This is a genomic window from Vibrio cincinnatiensis, assembly GCF_022113815.1.
GTDB lineage: Bacteria > Pseudomonadota > Gammaproteobacteria > Enterobacterales > Vibrionaceae > Vibrio > Vibrio cincinnatiensis_A.
Map to the genome: position 1 here is coordinate 20,490 of NZ_SGOM01000006.1, position 19,883 is coordinate 40,372.

Genomic DNA, 19,883 nt, shown 5'->3' on the forward strand with positions numbered 1-19,883 from the left:
ATGCAGCCCTTCTCTTTTTAACTCAAAAAAACAGCCAGTCATTCCCTCTCAAGTAAAGGAGAAAGATTAATAAACTTCCCTAATTCACGGCACTTCACACTCGGCATATAAGGAATTTCACCTAATTTAGGTGCATCAATACGAGCCTCAAGTAGTGAAATAATATCGGCATAATGTTCAGTGCCAGGGTTAACACGGTTTGCCACCCACCCGATCAGATTCAGACCATCTGCCTTGATGGATTCAACTGTTAATAACGCATGGCTTAAACAGCCTAATTTAATTCCAACAACAAGAACCACTGCTAGCTGTTCTTGTTGAACCCAACTTGAAAGGCTTTCAGTATCAGAAATGGGCACACGCCAACCACCAGCACCTTCAACTAATACTACATCGGCCTGCGCTTTTAATTTCGCCAATTTTTCACTCAGCACGGAATAATCAATCACTTGATGCTCGTGTTTTGCTGCAATATGTGGTGAAGTCGGCAGTGCTAGCGCGTAAGGATTAATATCCTCATAAGGCATTTTTTCTGTTGCAGCTTGCAATAAATGCAGTGCATCATCATTGCGCAAACCTTGCTCTGTTTTTTCACACCCAGCTGAAACTGGCTTATAGCCAATGGTCGATAACCCTTTTTCAGCACAGGCTTGAAGAATGGCCTTTGAAGCCACTGTTTTGCCCACATCGGTATCCGTACCCGCAATAAATAATGCATCTATCATCGATGTAAAACCCCTAAACAAACCTGATATGTTGCAGGTAGAAGACCATGATGGTTACGAAACACTTGATATGCCTGCTCTACCTGAGCGAGCGTATGGCGGCGAGTTAACCCTTGTGCACGACCAGGAACATGATTCGCACCAATCCCTTTCAAATCTCTCATTAAAGAGAAAGCACTTTCATACCATACTGTTATTGAAGGTAAGTCTAAGTGAATTTTTTGATAACCAGCTTGCGCTAACGCAATTTTTACCTGATTGACCGTCGTGAAGCGATTGACGTGTTGATATGAATCAACTTTTAGCCATGCCTGTTGCAACTCAATCAGTGACCCTTCTAATAAGGTTGAGAGGTAAACTTGCCCCCTCGGTTTTAGCACTCGATAAATTTCTGTCAATGGACAGGCTAAATTGTCACACCATTGTAAAGCTAGGCTCGAAAACACCGCATCAAATTCGAAAGAAGCAAAAGGCAGCGCTTCTCCATCGGCTTGCAAATAACTCATGCGCTCACTACCACAGCGTTGATAAGCTTGCTGCAACATGGCGGAGGAGAGATCAACACACACAACGGTTGCCCCTCTCGATTGTAATATTTGAGAGCAATAACCGGTCCCACATCCTAGATCAAGAATACGCCATCCATCCAATTGCTGCGGTAATTTATTCAGTAATCGTAATCCAACATCTCGTTGAAAAGCCGCATGCTGATCATAACGAGCAGCGGCTTTACTAAACGCTTGCGCAATCGCCGTTTTATCATTTTGCTCATAAAGCACGGTACTCATCGCTGGTATCATCCGTGTCTCTCCAAGGTGTCAATTAAAGCTTGGGTCATCTTTTTTACTTGTGGAACGGAATGGTTGGCAGTCAAGGTAATACGCAATCTTGCATAGCCTTGAGCGACCGTAGGTGGGCGAATCGCAGTCAGCCAAATGCCATTTTCACGCAATTGATGCGCAACTCTCACTGCACGCTGGCTCTCCCCTAATATCAAAGGCTTAATCGGCGTTTGACTGGGTATAAATCCCGCCACTTTCTGCAACGCTTCCTCATAAGTGGCGGAAAGTTCTGCCAATTTATCGCGCCGCCAAGCTTGTTGTTGAATCATACTGACCGCATGAGTAATTGCATGCGCTTGTGCTGGTGGCATAGCGGTTGAATAGACATGGTGCCGAGCAAATTGGGTTAAGTAATCCCCCACCTCATCACGACAAAGAATCGCCGCACCAGATAAACCAAAAGCTTTACCAAACGTCACCAATAACATATCAGGCCAGATCCCCGCTTGCTCACAGCTACCTCGTCCGTGCACCCCCAACACGCCAACACCATGCGCATCATCAACCATCAACCAAGCACGCTGGTTTATCTGCTGATAAATCTCAGCCAGTGGCGCGCAATCCCCATCCATACTGAAAACGCCTTCTGTCACTACTAAGCATGCCGCCGATTCAGGTAATAGCTGACCCAGATGTAGAAAATCATTGTGTTTAAAGCGTTTCATGGTTGCCGGAGACAGCAGCCCCGCTTCCATAAGCGATGCGTGGTTAAGCTTGTCTTGCAGGAGTATGTCCCCTTTAGCTAACAAGGTGAACAGTAACGCTTGATTAGCACTAAAACCCGAACCAAATAAAATAGCTCGTGAATAGCCAAACCAGTCACACAACGTTTTCTCCAGCCGCTCATGCGCGACGGAAAACCCCGTCACCAAAGGAGAGCCACCACTTCCAGCGCCGTATAAACTCAAACCTTGCTGCCACGCTTGAATCAAGCTCTTATCCGTCGCCAGTCCTAAATAATCGTTACTGGAAAAATTGAGATACGCTTGCTCATTAAACTGAATATGAGGCTGATTACCACCCTGTAATGGTTGCAATTGACGCGCACCATTTTGCTGTTTTCGCTCCAATAATGCCTGCTGAATACGAGAGTTAAACGGTGGCATCATAAAAAAGATCATCGGCAGTAGGACGAGCAGCTACACGCTCAACAACTTGATCGAGCAACTCATTCTCGGTCACTTCATCGGGTTTCTGTGCGATGTGCTGACGATTAATCCCCAATTTGTTAAAGAGCAACATATCACTATCTTCCGCTGGATTTGGCGTAGTCAATAGCTTACAGCCATAGAAAATAGAGTTAGCTCCGGCCATAAAACAGAGTGCTTGCATCTGCTCGTTCATTTTCTCTCGACCAGCCGATAGCCGTACTGCGGATTTCGGCATCATGATGCGGGCAGCCGCAATTAAGCGAATAAAGTCAAACGGTTCCACATCCTCAGCCGTCTCCAGCGGTGTACCTTGCACTTTCACTAGCATATTAATTGGCACACTTTCCGGTTGAGTCGGTAAATTGGCTAACTCCACCAATAACCCAGCACGGTCATGAGTAGTTTCTCCCATACCAATAATCCCACCAGAGCAGATCTTCATCCCAGCTTCTCGCACGTGAGACAAGGTGTCTAACCGATCTTGATAAGTCCGTGTGGTAATAATATTGCCGTAGAATTCAGGTGATGTGTCTAAGTTATGGTTGTAATAATCTAGCCCAGCCCCCGCGAGCTCTTTGGCTTGCTCAGGCGTTAACATGCCAAGGGTCATACAGGTCTCTAACCCCATATCTTTCACGCCTGAGATCATCTCTTTCAGTAACGGCATATCACGCGCTTTCGGATTCTTCCATGCCGCCCCCATACAGAAACGAGTCGAACCGGACTGCTTCGCTTTTTGTGCTGCATCTAAAACACGTTCCACTTCCATCAAGCGTTCTTTATCCACATCAGTACGATAATGCGCACTTTGCGGACAATATTTACAATCTTCCGGGCAGGCACCCGTTTTAATTGAAAGCAAGGTACTGACTTGTACATGGTTATGCGGGTGGTAATGACGGTGAACTTGCTGCGCGTCAAACAGCAGATCCATAAACGGTTTTTCCAGCAGTGCTCTCACTTCAGTCACTGTCCAGTTATGACGTACTTCCACAGGTAATCCTTAACAGATGATCAGATTTTATTGGTTTTAATGCTTGGTTAGTCTACTGAGCCGCGCTAGACTGTCAACACAAAGAAATGAAACGAGTTTACACTCGGTTTATTTTTAAACAAATCTGAGCTTGACGTTTTTATGGATTTAGCGTTCGACCGCCAGCATATCTGGCATCCTTATACTTCAACACTGACACCTCTGACCTGTTATCCCGTTAGCCATGCACAAGGGGTTCATCTCTATTTAGACGATGAAAAACCACTGATTGATGGTATGTCTTCATGGTGGGCAGCTATTCATGGCTATAACCACCCCGTACTCACACAAGCCGCCCACCAACAATTGGATAAGATGGCACATGTGATGTTTGGAGGGATCACGCATCAGCCTGCAATTGATATCTGCCAACGTTTATTAAGGCTAGCCCCCCAAAATTTACAACACATTTTTCTCGCGGATTCCGGTTCAGTTGCCGTTGAAGTAAGCCTGAAAATGGCGCTGCAATATTGGCAAGCGAAAGGAGAGCCTCGCGCAAAATTTTTGACGCTACGCCACGGTTATCATGGGGATACCTTTGCTGCTATGTCGGTCACCGATCCTGATAACTCAATGCACCGCCTATATAAAGGGTTTCTCCCAGAACATCTCTTTGCCGATTCACCACAAATCGGTTTTTGGCAAAACTGGCAAGAGCATGATATCGACGATTTTCGCAACAAATTGATCGAACATCACAAGCAGATTGCGGCGGTGATCTTAGAGCCAATTGTGCAAGGAGCGGGCGGAATGCGGATTTATCATCCTGAATTTTTACGCCAAGTTCGAGTGCTATGTGATGAATATGGCGTACTGCTGATCCTCGATGAAATCGCCACGGGGTTTGGCCGCACAGGAAAACTGTTTGCCTGCCAACATGCAGGTGTGGAACCCGATATTATGTGTGTGGGAAAAGCCCTGACTGGTGGTTATATGACGCTGGCCGCGACCTTAACCAGTAAGCAAGTCGCGGATACGGTCTGTAGTGGTGACGCGCAGTGTTTTATGCACGGACCAACTTTTATGGGTAATCCACTGGCTTGCGCCGTTGCAGCCGCTAGCTTAGCGCTTATCGAACAAGGCGACTGGCAAACCCAAGTTGCGCAGATCGAAGCGCAATTTGCTGCGCGATTACCCACATTTCATACTTATCCTAGTGTCAAAGAGACTCGTTGGCTCGGCGCTATCGGAGTTATCGAAACTCAGCAACCAGTCAATATGGAAGTCATTCAAGCCCTGTTTGTTGAATTAGGGGTATGGATTCGCCCCTTCGGGCGCTTAATTTATTTGATGCCACCCTATATCAGTACGCCTGAACATATAGCAGCATTACTCGATGCGGTAGAAGTTGCGTTGCAGAGCCCAGATTGTTTTCAACCTGTTGAGCAATAAACAATCCACCGCCATCGTATATACATGGCGGTGGATTGGCTTTCGATTCTCATATCCAATACTGAGCAGCGATACCCAAACAACTTGGCGTTGCAAATAGGAAGGGGATATTATGCCGACAAGGCATTGACCACTTCATTAGCCACCAGATAGACCCTTCCCTGCTCGATAACCACAGGCCAGCAATCGATCTGAATCTCTGGCTCTTCTAAGCAGTGCCCCGTTAACAAGTTAAAATGCTGTTTATACATTGGGGAGGCGACACAAGGGACTCCTTGTACATCCCCCACAATTCCGCGGCTTAATACATAAGCTTTACTGATTGGGTCCCAATTTTGTACCGCATACACTTGTGGCTGACACTCGGGCAGATAAAAGAGCGCCACTTGTTGATCGCCAATCAATGCTGCGCAACCTTGGTAAGGGATGAGTTCATTCAGATGACAAATCCGTTCCATCATTACACCTCCTCTTGCTCAGCTGGAATTCGTTGCTGACGCAACCGTTGATAATTGAGCGCCATGCTACCTTGCTGATGATTGATAAATGGGCGGAATTTCCGCAGTTTCAGCTCAGATTCTAATGTACTTTTCCATTCACATTGATAGGTATCAATAACATGCTGCATCTGAGCTTCTAACTGTTCACACACCCCTAATGAATCCTCAACAATGACTTGCTTAAGGTAACTGATGCCCCCTTCTAAATTGTCCAGCCACACCGAAGTACGCTGTAACCGATCAGCGGTACGAACGTAAAACATCAAAACTCGATCAATCAGCATAACCAATTCATCTTTGCTCAAATCCACGGCGAATAAGTCACCATGTCGTGGCCGCATACCGCCATTACCGCCCACATACAAATTCCAACCTTTTTCTGTGGCAATAACCCCAATATCTTTGCTCTGCGCTTCTGCACACTCTCGCGTACACCCAGACACGGCAAATTTTAATTTATGAGGGGCACGCAAACCTTTGTAACGATGTTCAAGCTCAATCGCCAAACCAACCGAATCATCCACACCGTAGCGACACCAAGTTGAACCCACACACGATTTCACGGTGCGCAGGGACTTTCCATAAGCATGCCCGGTTTCAAACCCAGCATTGATCAAGGTTCGCCAAATCTCAGGTAACTGTTCCATTTGCGCACCAAACAGATCCACACGTTGTCCACCGGTGATCTTGGTGTATAGGTCATAACGCTTGGCAACCTCACCCAGCACAATCAGTTTATCTGGCGTAATTTCACCACCAGCGACGCGTGGGACAACTGAATAAGAACCATCTTTTTGTAGATTAGCCATAAAGGCATCGTTCGAATCTTGCAACCCGCTGAGATCAGGCTGCATGATGTGTTCATTCCACAATGAAGCGAACAGAGAGGCGGCGGTGGGTTTACAAATATCACACCCTAACCCTTGCCCGTGTTTATGCAGCAGTGTTGCAAAGTCTTTGATCTGCTCAACCTGACAAAGATGGAACAGCTCTTGACGTGAATAAGCAAAGTGTTCACATAGATGGTGATTGACCTCCATGCCCATCGAGACCAATTCTGCATCCAACACCGACTTAACCATACCGCTACAACCACCGCATCCGGTGCCCGCTTTGGTGACCGCTTTGAGATCAGTTAACTCGGTTGCCCCCGCATGAATCGCCGCCACCAAAGCCCCTTTAGTGACATTGTGGCAGGAACAAATCACACTGCTGTCTGCCATCTCGCCACGAAGTAATGAACTATCAAACAAGAGATGAGCCGGATGCTCAGGTAACACGGTTTGATTCAAATAGGCTTGCAATAGAACATCATAATCACCGCTATCACCGACTAAAATTGCGCCCAACAGCCGAGTGGCGCTTTCATCGACCACCAGTTTTTTATACGTCCCTTTATTGGTGTCTTGCAGCACCAGTTCTTTTGCCCCTTCGCTCTGCATCTGCGCATCACCAATCGAGGCAACGTCAACCCCTAACAATTTGAGTTTGGTACTCATATCCGCGCCACTAAAGGTATGGCTTCTACCTAACAGATGGTCAGCCACCACTCGCGCCATCGCATAACCGGGAGCCACTAAGCCAAAGATCTTTTGCTGCCACAGGGCGCATTCACCAATAGCATAAATATGCTCATCACTGGTTACGCATTGGTCGGAAATAACAATCCCTCCTCGTTCACCTATCTCTAACCCAGCTTGACGAGCTAATGTATCTTGCGGACGAATCCCCGCAGAAAAAACAATTACATCCACTTCCAGCGCAGGAGCATCTTTAAAGACCATCCGGTGTTTGGCACTTTCCCCGTCAATAATCTTTTCGGTTACGGTGGAGGTATGCACCTTAAGACCCAAGTGCTCAATCTTACTTTTTAATAACGCACCACCGCCGTCATCTAACTGAACTGGCATTAAACGCGGCGCAAATTCCACCACATGCGTCTCTAAACCAAGCAAACGCAGGGCATTCGCGGCTTCAAGTCCCAGTAATCCCCCTCCGATCACCGCACCACTTTTTGCGCCCTGACAAGCCAACCGAATTGCAGACAAATCTTCTAATGTGCGATAGACAAAGATGTTGTCTCGCTCACGACCGGGCACTGGTGGAACAAAAGGATAAGAACCGGTTGCCAGTACCAAGCGGTCATAGCCCATAAGCTCTTCTTCATCCAAGATAAGCGTTTTTTGTCCACGATTAATCGCGGTAACCTGACTGCCCAAGATCAGGTTAATCCCCTGTTTTTGATACCACTCTTCACTACTCAGCATTAAGTCGTCATGGGACTTTCCACTAAACAGAGAAGAGAGCTGAACTCGGTCATAAGCAATAAAGCGTTCTTCACCAATGACTGTGATCCGTTTTTCTAAATGCGCTTGTTTTTCCACTAACTGAGCGACCAAGTGGTGTCCGACCATGCCGTTTCCGACAATGACAATATGTTCCATCATCTTATAAATTCCTTATGCTCGTTTGGCGACCGTTGCAACCGGAAGGCTACGTGGCTCTGAATGACTCTGTTTTTCATACAAAAAACGCAGCACAGACTGACGATATTTTTGATAGGTCACATCATCGGCTAATTGCACCCGATCACGCGGACGCGGCAGATCAATGCTGAGCACTTCACCAATGGTGGCGGCTGGGCCATTCGTCATCATGACTATCTTATCTGAGAGAAGCACCGCTTCATCCACATCGTGGGTGATCATAATGATGGTGTTGCTGAGCTCCGCTTGGATATCCATCAACGCATCTTGCAAACGGGCCCGTGTTAATGCATCCAATGCGCCAAACGGCTCATCCATCAACAACACTTTGGGACGCAAGGCTAAGGCTCGGGCAATACCCACCCGTTGTTTCATTCCTCCTGATATTTCATCGGGTTTCTTATCGGCAGCATGCGAAAGCTGAATCAAGGCTAAATAATGTTCCACTTGCTCTCTGACCCAATGTTTACTTCGCCCTTGGGCTATTTGTTTTACCGCTAACTCCACATTCTGATACACCGTTAACCACGGTAGTAACGAATGGTTTTGAAACACCACTGCACGTTCGGGTCCGGGACCTGATACTTCCCGCCCTTCTAAGATCACGCCACCCTCTGTTGGTGTATGTAGCCCCGCCACCAAATTCAGTACCGTCGATTTACCACAACCGGAGTGACCAATCAGCGAAATAAACTCCCCTTTTTGGATGGGCAAATTGACATTTTTTAGCGCCACAAACTCACCTTGTGGTGTTGGGAAACGCATCCCTAATTGAGTTAAATCTAATAATGGTTTTGACATCCTGTTCTCCTTAGCGCAGCGCTTGTTGTTTGTTCCACGACAAGCGTTTTTGTAACTCCAACATGCCGCGATCGAGTAACAACCCAATAAAACCAATGGTGATCACTGCCACCATAATGCGACCCAGTGACGCTGAGCTACCACTTTGAAATTCATCCCAGACAAACTTGCCCAGTCCCGGATTTTGTGCCAGCATTTCAGCCGCAATGAGCACCATCCAAGCTATCCCGAGCGACAAACGTAAACCCGTAAAAATCATCGGAACCGCCGAGGGTAAAACGATGGTACGGATATGTTGCCACCACGATAAACGCAACACTTTACTGACATTGATTAAGTCCTTGTCGACACTGGTGACCCCAACGGCTGTGTTAATTAATGTTGGCCAAAGGCTACAAAGCGCGACAGTGAACAATGAGTTGACAAAAGATTTGGCAAAGAGCGGATCGTCACTGACATAAGTGGCACTGACCACCATAGTGACAATCGGCAACCAAGCCAGTGGTGAGACGGGTTTAAGCAGTTGAATAATCGGATTGACCGCTTGATACAAGCCTTGATTCAAACCAAGCAGGATGCCCAACGGAATCGCCAATAAAGAAGCAAACAGAAATCCCGCACCAACCGTTAACAAGCTGGTTCCTATCTGATCAAAAAAGGTCGCTTTACCGGTATAAGGGCGAATTTTGACTTCGGCTTGAGGATTTTCAGCCAAGGTCTCTGCATTACGTTGTTCCTGACGTTCAATAAATGCTTGAGCTTTCTCTCGTTGTTGAACATGTTCTTGCACCAGATGAGTAAACTGAGTAAACGTTTGTACTGGTCCGGGCAGCGTTCCTAATGAGGTTTGTACCTGTTTGGCAACCAGATGCCATCCCAGTAAAAAGAGGCACAATCCAATCAATGGCAGTAACACCATTTTACTTCGATTCATCACTTGAGCCCGATTAGGGATAAGTGAAATTACATTACTCGACATAGCTGACTCCTTCGCGATTCCCTTTCTAACTAGGGCTATCCATTAACTTCCTGAAAAAACCGCTTGAGCGTACCCGATATACGCCCTAAGCGGCTGGTTTATACTTTGTCGTTACCTTTAAGACCGATGGTGAGTTGTTCCAGATATTGATTGGGTTTGCGTCCGTCATATTCGATCTGATCAATAAAATCAGACTGTGGGGCACGAAATCCCTCTTCTTGGCTAAAATCAGGAAACACTTCCGCACCAATTCGACCTTCTTCAATTAAGGCTTGAGCTGCTTGTTGATAAATATCTGGGCGATAAACTTGTTTGGCGATTTGCTGATACCAATCATCCGACTTCGCTTGTGGGATCTGCCCCCAACGGCGCATTTGAGTGAGCGTCCAAATGGCATCACTGTAGTAGGGATACGTTGCGTGGTGGCGGAAAAATACATTGAAATCGGGCACCTGGCGGACATCGCCTTTCTCATATTCAAAGGTTCCCAACATCGAGTTAGCAATCACCTCTTCATCCGCTCCCACATAGTCACTTTTGGCTAATATTTTTACTGCTTCACGACGGTTCGCATTCTGATTTTCATCCAACCAGTGAGCGGCTCGGATTAATGCTTTCACTAACCGAATATGCGTATTGGGATTTTGCTCTGCCCACGACTTAGAGACCCCCAATACTTTCTCTGGGTTATTTTTCCAGATCTCATAATCGGTGATAACGGGTACACCAATCCCTTTAAATACCGCTTGTTGATTCCAAGGTTCCCCCACGCTATAACCTTTGATGGTTCCCGCTTCCATCGTGGCGGGCATTTGTGGTGGTGGTGTCACGCTGAGCAGAGCCTGTGCCTGAATTCGACCACTATTATCGCCAGCAAGAGGAGCATAAAAACCGGGGTGAATACCTCCGGCGGCGAGCCAATAGCGCAGTTCATAGTTGTGGGTTGAAACCGGAAACACCATACCCATCTTGAAAAGCTTACCTTCCTGATCATACTGCTCAATCACAGGTTTCAATGCGCTGGCACTGATCGGATGAACTACCTTTCCGGCTTGATCTCTTTGCAAATAAGGTTGCATCTGTTGCCACACATCATTGGCCACCGTAATCGCATTACCATTCAAATCCATACTGAAAGCGGTAATAATGTCAGCTTGAGTCCCAATACCGATGGTCGCCCCTAACGGTTGTCCGGCTAACATATGTGCACCATCTAATTCGCCATCGATCACTCTATCCAGTAGCACTTTCCAGTTGGCTTGCGCTTCCAACGTGACATACAAACCTTCATCTTCAAAAAAGCCTTTTTCATAAGCAATCGCCAGTGGTGCCATATCAGTGAGCTTAATAAATCCCAGCTTTAGATCTTCTTTTTCAGGCTTAGCAAGGTTTGCTTGTGCCCCCGTGGCAAGCAGAACTGAGCCTAACACCATGCTCCCTATCCAGTTCTTAATTGATCCCATCGCCATACTCCCTTTGCGGTATCATAAAAAAAGACGCCACCGCTTGAATAAGCCGTGGCGTCTTTGCCAATCATCCTTTAATCATCATGACTGATGTTTTGTGCGGATTAAGTTGTGTTTACGTTAGTGATTAATCCAATTACCGTGCCAGATATTATTTCAAAATAAAATCAAAGAGTTAAATGAAAAGCTATTCTATTGTTATCCTTTTTTGCCTTATTGGTGTGCAATCTGCACCAATTCACAGAAATCCAGATACTCCCAAAGTATTAGTTTCTTTCTAACGTCTGCACCACATTCTTTGCCACTTGAGCCAGTGGCAAGCTCGATTGCATCGCACTCTTGCGCAGTAATTGATAGGCTTTTTCTTCCTCTAACCCATGGAGACGCATTAAGAGCCCTTTGGCTTTTTCAACCCATTTACGCTCTTGTAATTGCTGAGCTAACTGAGCCACCTCTTTTTTTACCCTGCTATCTTTGTCGCGTACTTGCTGGGCATATTCAAGCCAAGGCTTTAATTCAAACTGGGTATCAAAAGGAAGCAAAATAAAATCATGCGTCTCTGGTAATCGTTTAATATCAGAGACTTGAAACTGTTTTAATAGGACAACCAATGGAGATTGGTAAGCTTGGCAAGCCTCCACCATCATCCTCAACTCGGCGCTGGGTTGACGCCAAGACACGACCACACTAGCCACCGATTCTTTCTGTAATAAAGCGTCAAATTGGTTCAGTTGGCAGGCAAGAATGTGATCGTAATACGGCGCAAGTTTGCTGCTCAGTGTGGCTTGATCATTCACACTATCGCAGCACACGATGATGGGTTGAGAGGGAAAAGAGAGTGGCATAAACCTTCCTTGTTTTATTCAAACACACTCGGTTTGTTTGCAAGGAGTAAGCCACTGTAAAAATAAAATACAAATACGATAAATAACAATAATTTAGATAATCAAACTTCTACTTTTATACCTCTTTATGAGTAGTTGATACTATGCACCAAAATATCATTCTCTATCCTTGTAACGATTGTTGCCAATAGTGATAAGCCGTGGCTATTGCACGTTCACGATCATGCATTTGGGTAAACAACACCGCGCTTATGGTCGCAACAATGGTATTCGCCATTAAAATCCAATCCTCTTGTGGCGTACCGAGTGGGCAATGCGTTGGCAGTGGAATGTCTGAAATAAATTGCTCCGGCCAGTAATAGGACTGCACCCCATCGGGCTGACTGAGCCAGACTGTCTGGCTAACTTTAGGGTTATATTCTGACTCCCCCGACTGACCTTTAAACGAGATCACAGCATGGGCTGTTTTGCCGATATGATGCTCAACTTCTGCGTGTAATTGTTGAAAACCGGGATGAAAGCTGCCCCGTAGCCCCACCTTTCCACCACCGGGATTGAGTGCTCGTACGACGGTATTAATCGGCGTTCTTAGTCCATAACGTTTTTTCCAATTCAACATCACCTCCGCTTGAGGGGCAAAAGCACGCAAAGGTAAATAAGCAATATTATCGGTTTGCAAAAGCCCTTGTGCATGCTCGGCGTTGGTGGCGAGCGGGATTTGACACGCAGTAAGATAATGCTCAGCGTGTTCACGATCACTCATGGGGTCGTGATAGCCGTGTAATAAGACTTTATGTCCATTATCAGCCAGTATTTTGGCCGCTCGTACATGCCATGGTTTACCTGAAGAAGAGCGTTTCCCTGCGTAGCAAGGCCAATCAATGTCCGCGCCAATCTCGGGCATACGCGATTGGAAAGCTTTCACAAAACCCGCAATTTCAGCATTCGTTTCATTTTGTACTCGTATCAACATCAGCAGCATCGCCATCTGATCATCACCAACGTCTCCTGCAAGATAAGCGGTCATCACCTGCTCTGCCTGCTCAAACGTCAAGGGTTTGCGCCCTCGCTCACCTCGTCCGACAGTGCGTATACACTCCAAAATAATACTCATGCTATCCTCATCAATCAGCGAAAACGGTCTGCAATTCAGCCACTCGTGCAGTTTGCAACAGTTGCGCTCGCAGTTTTACCACGTCTCCCATAATGATTAAAGCCGGGCTTAACCCTTGTTGCTGATGTGCCATGTCCGTCAACTCCGCTAATTCAAAGGTAATCACGGTTTGCTTGGCTGAGCAGCCATGACCGATAATCGCCACGGGCGTGGCTGGGCTTAATCCAGCTTGCACCAACCCTTGCTCGATCGACGCTGCTTTTTCCAACCCCATATAGAAAACCAGCGTTTGTCCGCTTGCCACTAACCCAGCCCAAGCGGGTAAAGCCCCGCTCACGACTTGACCCGTAATAAAGGTCACGCTTCGGGAGACTTGGCGATGTGTCAGCGGAATAAAGCTACTTGCCGCACAGCCAATCGCGGCTGTGATACCGGGGATCACTTGATAGGGGATATGATGCTTGGCCAACTCTAAGGCTTCTTCACCACCACGACCAAAAATAAATGGGTCGCCTCCTTTCAGACGTACCACATTTTTCCCTGCCTGAGCATACTTGACCAACAGTGCACAAATGGTTTCCTGCTTCATGCTGGGCTGACCACAACGCTTTCCTACATACACTTGCTCAGCTTTAGGGTTAGCGAGTGCCAAAATCTCTTTCCCCACGAGTCGGTCATACACTAATACCTGCGCCTTTTGCAAAGCTTTCAATGCTTTTAGCGTTAGCAGATCCGGATCGTTTGGCCCCGCCCCCACCAGCGAAACATAACCTTGCGGCTTTTTTTCTGCCGTGTTTAGAGGCTGAATTTGCTCCATCCAGTCACTGGAGTAACCGATAAGTGTAGGAGATTCCAACAAAAGAGGTCGATTCATGATTTCACTCCTACTTTTTTATTCATGATTAGGCTGTCATGTTCATTGAGTAGTTGACGAATTTCGGACACGCATGATCCGCAATTGGTGCCACATTTTAAACGCTGTTGCAGTTGATTAAGCGACACACATCCCTCTTGTTCTATTGCTTGATGGATTTGTTGATCGGTAATTCGAAAGCAGCTACAGATTAAACGACTGGTTTGCTGACCTTCTGCTAAAGCTAATACTGAACTTAACTGAAGTGGCTGACCAATCAGTGTCGCTATCATAGTGTAATCTTGTGCAATGGGTTGTGGTGACACCAGCACGATTCCCGTCACTCTCATCGCGCTGTCATTGGTCGATGAGCGACCTAAAATCATCAGCCATCCTTGGGGTAGATCCCAACGCAGCACTTGCTCCCCGGCATTCACTGCAAACTGCGCTTTATTGAGTGGCGTTAAGGAGGCAAAACGCGAAACGCCGCAATCTTGTTCTTGTTGATAGCTTTGGTAATCACACTCAGGCAATGCTCGCCGCTCCCCCACATAAAGCCCATAGCTATGCATCTGCGCAGAAGCAAGATGAACTAGCGCTGACTTAAAGGCGGGCTGCCCAGAAATAGGATCTCGCTGCTGACCGATGGCTCGATTGACTTGTGACTGCTCACTGTAGCGTCCCGCCCAGTGCATCGACATAAACAGTTGCTTGCCTTTTAACCCCTCATCTAACGCGACTTTCGCAAATAAGCACGATGTTTGCTCCTCCCCTCGCAGCGCCGCTATTTCGCCCGCTTGCAAGCCCAACGATTCGGCAGCAAGTGGATTCATATAGAGAGTGGGCTCAGGTTCCCCCGCCGCTAACTTTGCCACATGACCGGTGCGAGTCATGGTATGCCATTGATCTCGTTGGCGCCCGCTATTTAACCACCAGTGACCTTGCATTAACAAAGGAGCGGGAGTAGATATAAAGTTTGCCCGACCGGAAGGGGTGGAAAACTGACCATGTTGAAAAGGTCTCGGCACATCAATAGGCCATTGAGTGGGCTGCCAGTTGGCGTATTCTTCATCACTCATATGGGCAAACATGGATAAGTCTAATAAATAATGGGAAGCATGGTTAATCGCCGTTAAACCTGCATAGTCACGAAACAGATCCGCTTCATTGCGGTAGTCAAACCCATTTGGGACATGAAGGCGCTGACACAACTTTTCCCCCACTTGGCTGATGGCCCACCAATCCGGTTTGGCTTCTCCGGGAGCGGGTAGAAAGGCTCGTTGCCGTGATAACCGCCGTTCTGAGTTAGTCACCATCCCCTGCTTCTCTCCCCAACCCGCAGCAGGCAATAATACATCCGCATAAGCCGCAACATCACTGTCAACACTGATGTCAGAGACAATGACACAGTCGCACTTTGCTAAGGCTCGGCGAATATGATCGCTTTCAGGCATCGAAATGACAGGATTGGTGGCCATAATCCACAACACTTTGACCTCGCCTCTTTCGACAGCCTGAAACAATTCCACCGCTTTCAGACCGGGTTTGGCTGCAATGGTCGGTGATTGCCAATACTCTTGAACTAAGGTCAGTGACTCGGCATCAAAACCTCGGTGTACGGCGAGCTGATTCGCTAGCCCACCGACTTCTCTTCCCCCCATCGCATTGGGCTGACCCGTTAATGAAAATGGTCCACTGCCCGCTTTACCTATTTTCCCACTCGCCAAGTGTACGTTGATAATGGCATTGCCTTTATCCACCCCAGACTCCGACTGATTCACCCCTTGGCAGAAAAGAGTGAGTGCGGAAGGGCTACAACAGAACCAATGGTAGAAGGTCTCTAAAGCAGATGGGGTAATTTCTAGATCTTGGGCTACTTGCTTAACTTGATAACGTTCTAACCGTAGTTCCGCGGCTAATTGCTCAAACCCTTGGGTATGTGCCGAAATATACGCTTCATCTAAAGCATGGTTATCCATGAGATAACGCAATAAGCCATTAAATAACAGCACATCTCCGTCATTATTAATGGCGAGGTGTAAATCGGCTTGTTCGGCCGTGATGGTTTTGCGAGGATCAACCACCACTAATTTAAGGTGGGGATTATCCTCACGTGCTTGCTGAATACGACGAAATAAAACCGGATGAGTCCACGCACTATTAGCACCAACCAGCACTAACAGATCGGTGTGGTCAATATCTTCATAATTGACCGGCACGACATCTTCACCAAAAGAGCGAATATGCGCTGCAACCGCGGAAGACATGCATAACCGCGAGTTAGTATCTATATTGGCACTACCTACATAACCTTTCATGAGCTTGTTGGCGACGTAATAGTCTTCCGTAAGGAGTTGCCCAGAGACATACATTGCCACCGAATCAGGACCATGCTGCTGAATGGCTTGGTAGAATTGCTCAGCAATATGATCCGTCGCTTGCTGCCAGCTCACTTCATTGCCCGCAATTCTGGGATACAGTAAACGTGACGGCATCTGCAAACTTTCGGCTAACGCTGCCCCTTTGACACATAATGCACCGTAGTTCGCGGGATGCAGACTGTCGCCAACTATCTGGTTATGGTGAATAGCTACGCCGCAACCGACACCACAATAGGGACACGTTGTATTAATTTTCGTTTGAGTCATCATCACTTCCTTATGATCGGGCAAATAAAAAGCGCCTTACTTCTTAGAAGCAAGGCGCCTTTGCCTAGAGTGTAACTGGGACAAGTTATTGTTACCCGTTGATCAGAGCAAGTGATATACCAACTTGTTAAATATTATAAATCAAAGAGTTAAAACAAACCTACAAGAAAGAATGCACTATCACAGTGCAACGCGCCCCAAAATAGCGACGAAGTGCACATAAAAAACCGATGCATAAAGCATCGGTTTAAAGCCAGTTTGAAAAAATTAACCGATGTGGGTTAAACCATTCATATATTTCTGTAGTACCGCTGGGATCTCAATACGACCATCCGCTTGTTGGTAGTTTTCTAAAATCGCTACCATGGTACGCCCTACAGCTAAACCGGAACCGTTTAATGTATGTACCAATTCTGGTTTCTTTTCCCCTTTACGGCGGAAACGAGCTTGCATACGACGGGCTTGGAAATCCCACATGTTAGAACATGATGAAATTTCACGATAAGTTTTCTGCGCCGGAACCCACACTTCTAAGTCATAGGTTTTACGCGCACCAAAGCCCATATCACCGGTACACAGCACCACTTTGCGGTAAGGCAGTTCAAGCAGTTGTAATACTTTCTCAGCATGACCGGTTAGCTCTTCTAACGCTGCCATTGAATCTTCTGGTTTAGTGATCTGCACCAACTCCACTTTGTCAAACTGGTGCATACGGATCAAACCACGCGTGTCACGGCCATAAGAGCCCGCTTCAGACCGGAAGCAAGGCGTATGTGCGGTCATTTTCAAAGGAAGCTCTGCTTCATCAAGAATCACATCACGCACTAAATTCGTTACTGGCACTTCTGCGGTTGGAATCAAGGACAAACGGCGAGGCTCTTCATCACTCACCTTTTCAGCCAACGGTTCGGTATGGAACAAATCTTGACCAAACTTTGGTAGCTGCCCCGTTCCAAACAAAGTATCCGCATTAACAAGATAAGGCACATATAACTCAGTATAACCGTGTTGCTCAGTGTGTAAATCCAGCATAAATTGAGCAATAGCACGGTGCAGACGGGCAAATTGGCCTTTCATTACCACAAAGCGAGCACCGGTAATTTTCGTTGCACTCGCAAAATCTAAACCATCGCCCATTTCACCCAAATCAACATGATCTTTAACCGCAAAGTCATACTCTTTCGGTGTCCCCCAGCGTGAAACTTCCACGTTATCGTCTTCATCTTTCCCTTCAGGAACCGATTCATCAGGAAGGTTAGGCACACTTTGAGTGATCGCATCTAACTGCGCTTGAATTTTGTCTAATTCAACTTTCTTGGCATCCAAATCATCGCCTAGCGTACCAATCTGTTGCTTGATTGCGTCTGCGCCTTCTTTATCGCCTTTCGACATCAGTTGGCCAATTTGCTTGGAGATGGAATTACGCGTGGATTGTAAATTTTCAACTTCTACTTGAATTGATTTACGTTGCTCTTCAAGTGTGCGGATAGTTTCAACGTCCAGCTTAAAGCCACGACGTGCTAATTTTGCAGCTGTATCATCCAGCTCAGTGCGAAGTAATTTAGAATCCAGCATTGCTAATCCTATGCTTTTAATGTTGTGAAGAAACGTATATGCTTGCTTTTTAAGCAAAGCCATACGTATTGAAATTTACTGTGTCAAAGATAACGAAAAGCCACTACTTTTCATAGCGCTTTTGTGGGCTTTTTGCGTCTAACGCCGCCAGATATTCGAGTTTTTCGGCAATTTTAGTTTCTAAGCCGCGATTTGTCGGTTGGTAATAGCGCTTACCGACCATTTCAGGCGGAAGATAACGTTCCCCTGCAGCATACGCTCCTACTTCATCATGGGCATAACGATATTCGGCCCCATAACCTAACTCTTTCATTAAATGTGTCGGAGCATTACGTAAATGCACCGGCACTTCATATTCAGGAAGGTTTTGTACATCACTCAGTGCTTGTTTCCACGCTGTATAAACGGCATTACTTTTCGGAGCACAAGCAAGATAGACAGCAGCCTGAGCGATAGCCCGTTCGCCTTCGGCGGGCCCAACCCGCATAAAACAGTCCCACGCAGAAAGCGCAACTTGCATAGCTCGAGGATCCGCATTGCCGACATCTTCTGAGGCAATGGCTAATAACCGGCGAGCAATATATAAAGGATCGCAACCAGCGGAGATCATCCTCGCCATCCAGTACAACGCTGCATCAGGGTTAGAACCTCGTATCGATTTATGAAAAGCGGAGATTAAGTCGTACCAGAGGTCGCCTTTATTATCAAAACGGGCCACCTTTTCACCCGCCACTTCTGCCAGTAAGCTTAAGGTAATTTGTTTATAACCTTGCTCATCACTTTCAGCCATGTCATACAAAAGTTCTAAATAGTTTAGAGACATCCGAGCATCACCGTTCACAAGCTCTGCCAACCGCTCTAATACTTGGTCATGAAAGATCGCGGGCGTTTTACCAAGACCTCGCTCCGCATCATGCACCGCTTGGTTTAGCGCCTGAAGAATTTCTAGCTCACTGAGCGAGGTCAACTTATAGACTCGCGCCCGTGATAATAAGGCGTTATTGAGCTCAAATGATGGGTTTTCGGTTGTCGCACCAATAAAGGTCACGGTTCCATCTTCAATGTGCGGTAAAAAGGCATCTTGCTGAGATTTGTTAAACCGATGCACTTCGTCCACAAATAAAATGGTTCGCCGCCCTGCACGTTGATTTTCTCTCGCTTTATCAATAGCCGCACGAATCTCTTTCACTCCAGAAGTAACGGCTGAAACCCGTTCAACTTCCGCATTCGCATAATTGGCGGCCACCTCGGCTAAGGTTGTTTTCCCCGTCCCTGGCGGCCCCCATAAAATCATGGAATGGATATGGCCCGCTTGCAAGGCTCGGCGCAGCGGTTTCTCGGGCCCAAGAATATGCTGTTGACCAATATATTGCTCAACGGTTTGAGGCCTCATACGTGCGGCAAGGGGACGAAAATCCTCGTCCCCTGAAAAATCTAAACTGTAATTACTCACGATCACTCATTGTTCATGAC

16 protein-coding genes are annotated in these 19,883 nt (G+C 46.8%); 1 reads left to right on the plus strand and 15 read right to left on the minus strand.

Features of this window, described 5'->3' with window-relative positions; all coding sequences use genetic code 11:
- Positions 1–38: 38 nt before the first annotated feature.
- From bioD to bioB, 4 genes are read right to left on the minus strand one after another with little or no spacing between them, the layout of a single operon-like run.
- Positions 39–725, minus strand: coding sequence for a dethiobiotin synthase (gene bioD, locus EXA13_RS09105; RefSeq protein WP_238132897.1), 687 nt, complete (start codon positions 723–725; stop codon positions 39–41).
- Positions 722–1,525, minus strand: a complete 804-nt coding sequence (gene bioC / locus EXA13_RS09110) for a malonyl-ACP O-methyltransferase BioC (RefSeq protein ID WP_238132898.1) — start codon at positions 1,523–1,525, stop codon at positions 722–724. The genes bioD and bioC overlap by 4 nt, the downstream gene beginning before the upstream one ends.
- Positions 1,522–2,673 (minus strand): 8-amino-7-oxononanoate synthase, encoded by a 1,152-nt coding sequence (gene bioF / locus EXA13_RS09115; protein WP_430794486.1) that lies wholly within the window; start codon positions 2,671–2,673, stop codon positions 1,522–1,524. Before bioF ends, bioC begins: the two co-directional genes overlap by 4 nt.
- Entirely contained in the window at positions 2,660–3,712 is a 1,053-nt protein-coding gene (gene bioB, locus EXA13_RS09120) for a biotin synthase BioB (RefSeq protein WP_238130781.1), read from the minus strand. Before bioB ends, bioF begins: the two co-directional genes overlap by 14 nt.
- A 141-nt stretch (positions 3,713–3,853) precedes the next feature.
- Here bioB and bioA point away from each other — a divergent pair, with 141 nt between their 5' ends.
- Positions 3,854–5,143: an adenosylmethionine--8-amino-7-oxononanoate transaminase gene (bioA, locus tag EXA13_RS09125; protein ID WP_238132900.1), complete on the plus strand. Its 1,290-nt coding sequence runs from the start codon at positions 3,854–3,856 to the stop codon at positions 5,141–5,143.
- A 110-nt stretch (positions 5,144–5,253) separates the two neighbouring features.
- On the opposite strand, the gene nirD is transcribed toward bioA, so the two are convergent.
- The 11 genes from nirD to EXA13_RS09180 all read right to left on the minus strand — a co-directional run bounded on the left by nirD (position 5,254) and on the right by EXA13_RS09180 (position 19,863).
- Positions 5,254–5,604 (minus strand): nitrite reductase small subunit NirD, encoded by a 351-nt coding sequence (gene nirD / locus EXA13_RS09130; protein WP_238132901.1) that lies wholly within the window; start codon positions 5,602–5,604, stop codon positions 5,254–5,256.
- Positions 5,604–8,087, minus strand: a complete 2,484-nt coding sequence (gene nirB / locus EXA13_RS09135) for a nitrite reductase large subunit NirB (protein WP_238133061.1) — start codon at positions 8,085–8,087, stop codon at positions 5,604–5,606. The genes nirD and nirB overlap by 1 nt, the downstream gene beginning before the upstream one ends.
- A gap of 15 nt (positions 8,088–8,102) precedes the next feature.
- Complete coding sequence (locus EXA13_RS09140; RefSeq protein WP_238132902.1) at positions 8,103–8,930, minus strand: ABC transporter ATP-binding protein; 828 nt, start codon at positions 8,928–8,930, stop codon at positions 8,103–8,105.
- Positions 8,931–8,940: 10 nt separating this feature from the next.
- Positions 8,941–9,909, minus strand: coding sequence for an ABC transporter permease (locus tag EXA13_RS09145; protein WP_238132903.1), 969 nt, complete (start codon positions 9,907–9,909; stop codon positions 8,941–8,943).
- Positions 9,910–10,007: 98 nt separating this feature from the next.
- The gene (locus EXA13_RS09150) at positions 10,008–11,342 is read right to left on the minus strand and encodes a CmpA/NrtA family ABC transporter substrate-binding protein (protein ID WP_238133062.1); all 1,335 of its coding nucleotides are present in this window, start codon (positions 11,340–11,342) and stop codon (positions 10,008–10,010) included.
- 299 nt (positions 11,343–11,641) lie between these two features.
- Positions 11,642–12,220, minus strand: a complete 579-nt coding sequence (locus tag EXA13_RS09155) for an ANTAR domain-containing response regulator (RefSeq protein ID WP_238132904.1) — start codon at positions 12,218–12,220, stop codon at positions 11,642–11,644.
- A 163-nt stretch (positions 12,221–12,383) separates the two neighbouring features.
- A complete protein-coding gene (locus tag EXA13_RS09160) occupies positions 12,384–13,334 on the minus strand; it encodes a glycosyl transferase family protein (RefSeq protein WP_238132905.1) in 951 nt (316 codons plus the stop codon).
- 10 nt (positions 13,335–13,344) lie between these two features.
- Positions 13,345–14,151 carry a uroporphyrinogen-III C-methyltransferase gene (gene cobA, locus EXA13_RS09165; RefSeq protein ID WP_238133063.1) on the minus strand — a complete coding sequence of 269 codons (807 nt, stop codon included), beginning with the start codon at positions 14,149–14,151 and terminating at the stop codon, positions 13,345–13,347.
- A gap of 53 nt (positions 14,152–14,204) precedes the next feature.
- The gene (locus tag EXA13_RS09170; protein WP_238133064.1) at positions 14,205–16,835 is read right to left on the minus strand and encodes a nitrate reductase; all 2,631 of its coding nucleotides are present in this window, start codon (positions 16,833–16,835) and stop codon (positions 14,205–14,207) included.
- 267 nt (positions 16,836–17,102) lie between these two features.
- The gene (gene serS, locus EXA13_RS09175; protein WP_238132906.1) at positions 17,103–18,410 is read right to left on the minus strand and encodes a serine--tRNA ligase; all 1,308 of its coding nucleotides are present in this window, start codon (positions 18,408–18,410) and stop codon (positions 17,103–17,105) included.
- Positions 18,411–18,513: 103 nt separating this feature from the next.
- Positions 18,514–19,863, minus strand: a complete 1,350-nt coding sequence (locus EXA13_RS09180; protein ID WP_238132907.1) for a replication-associated recombination protein A — start codon at positions 19,861–19,863, stop codon at positions 18,514–18,516.
- Positions 19,864–19,883 lie beyond the last annotated feature (20 nt).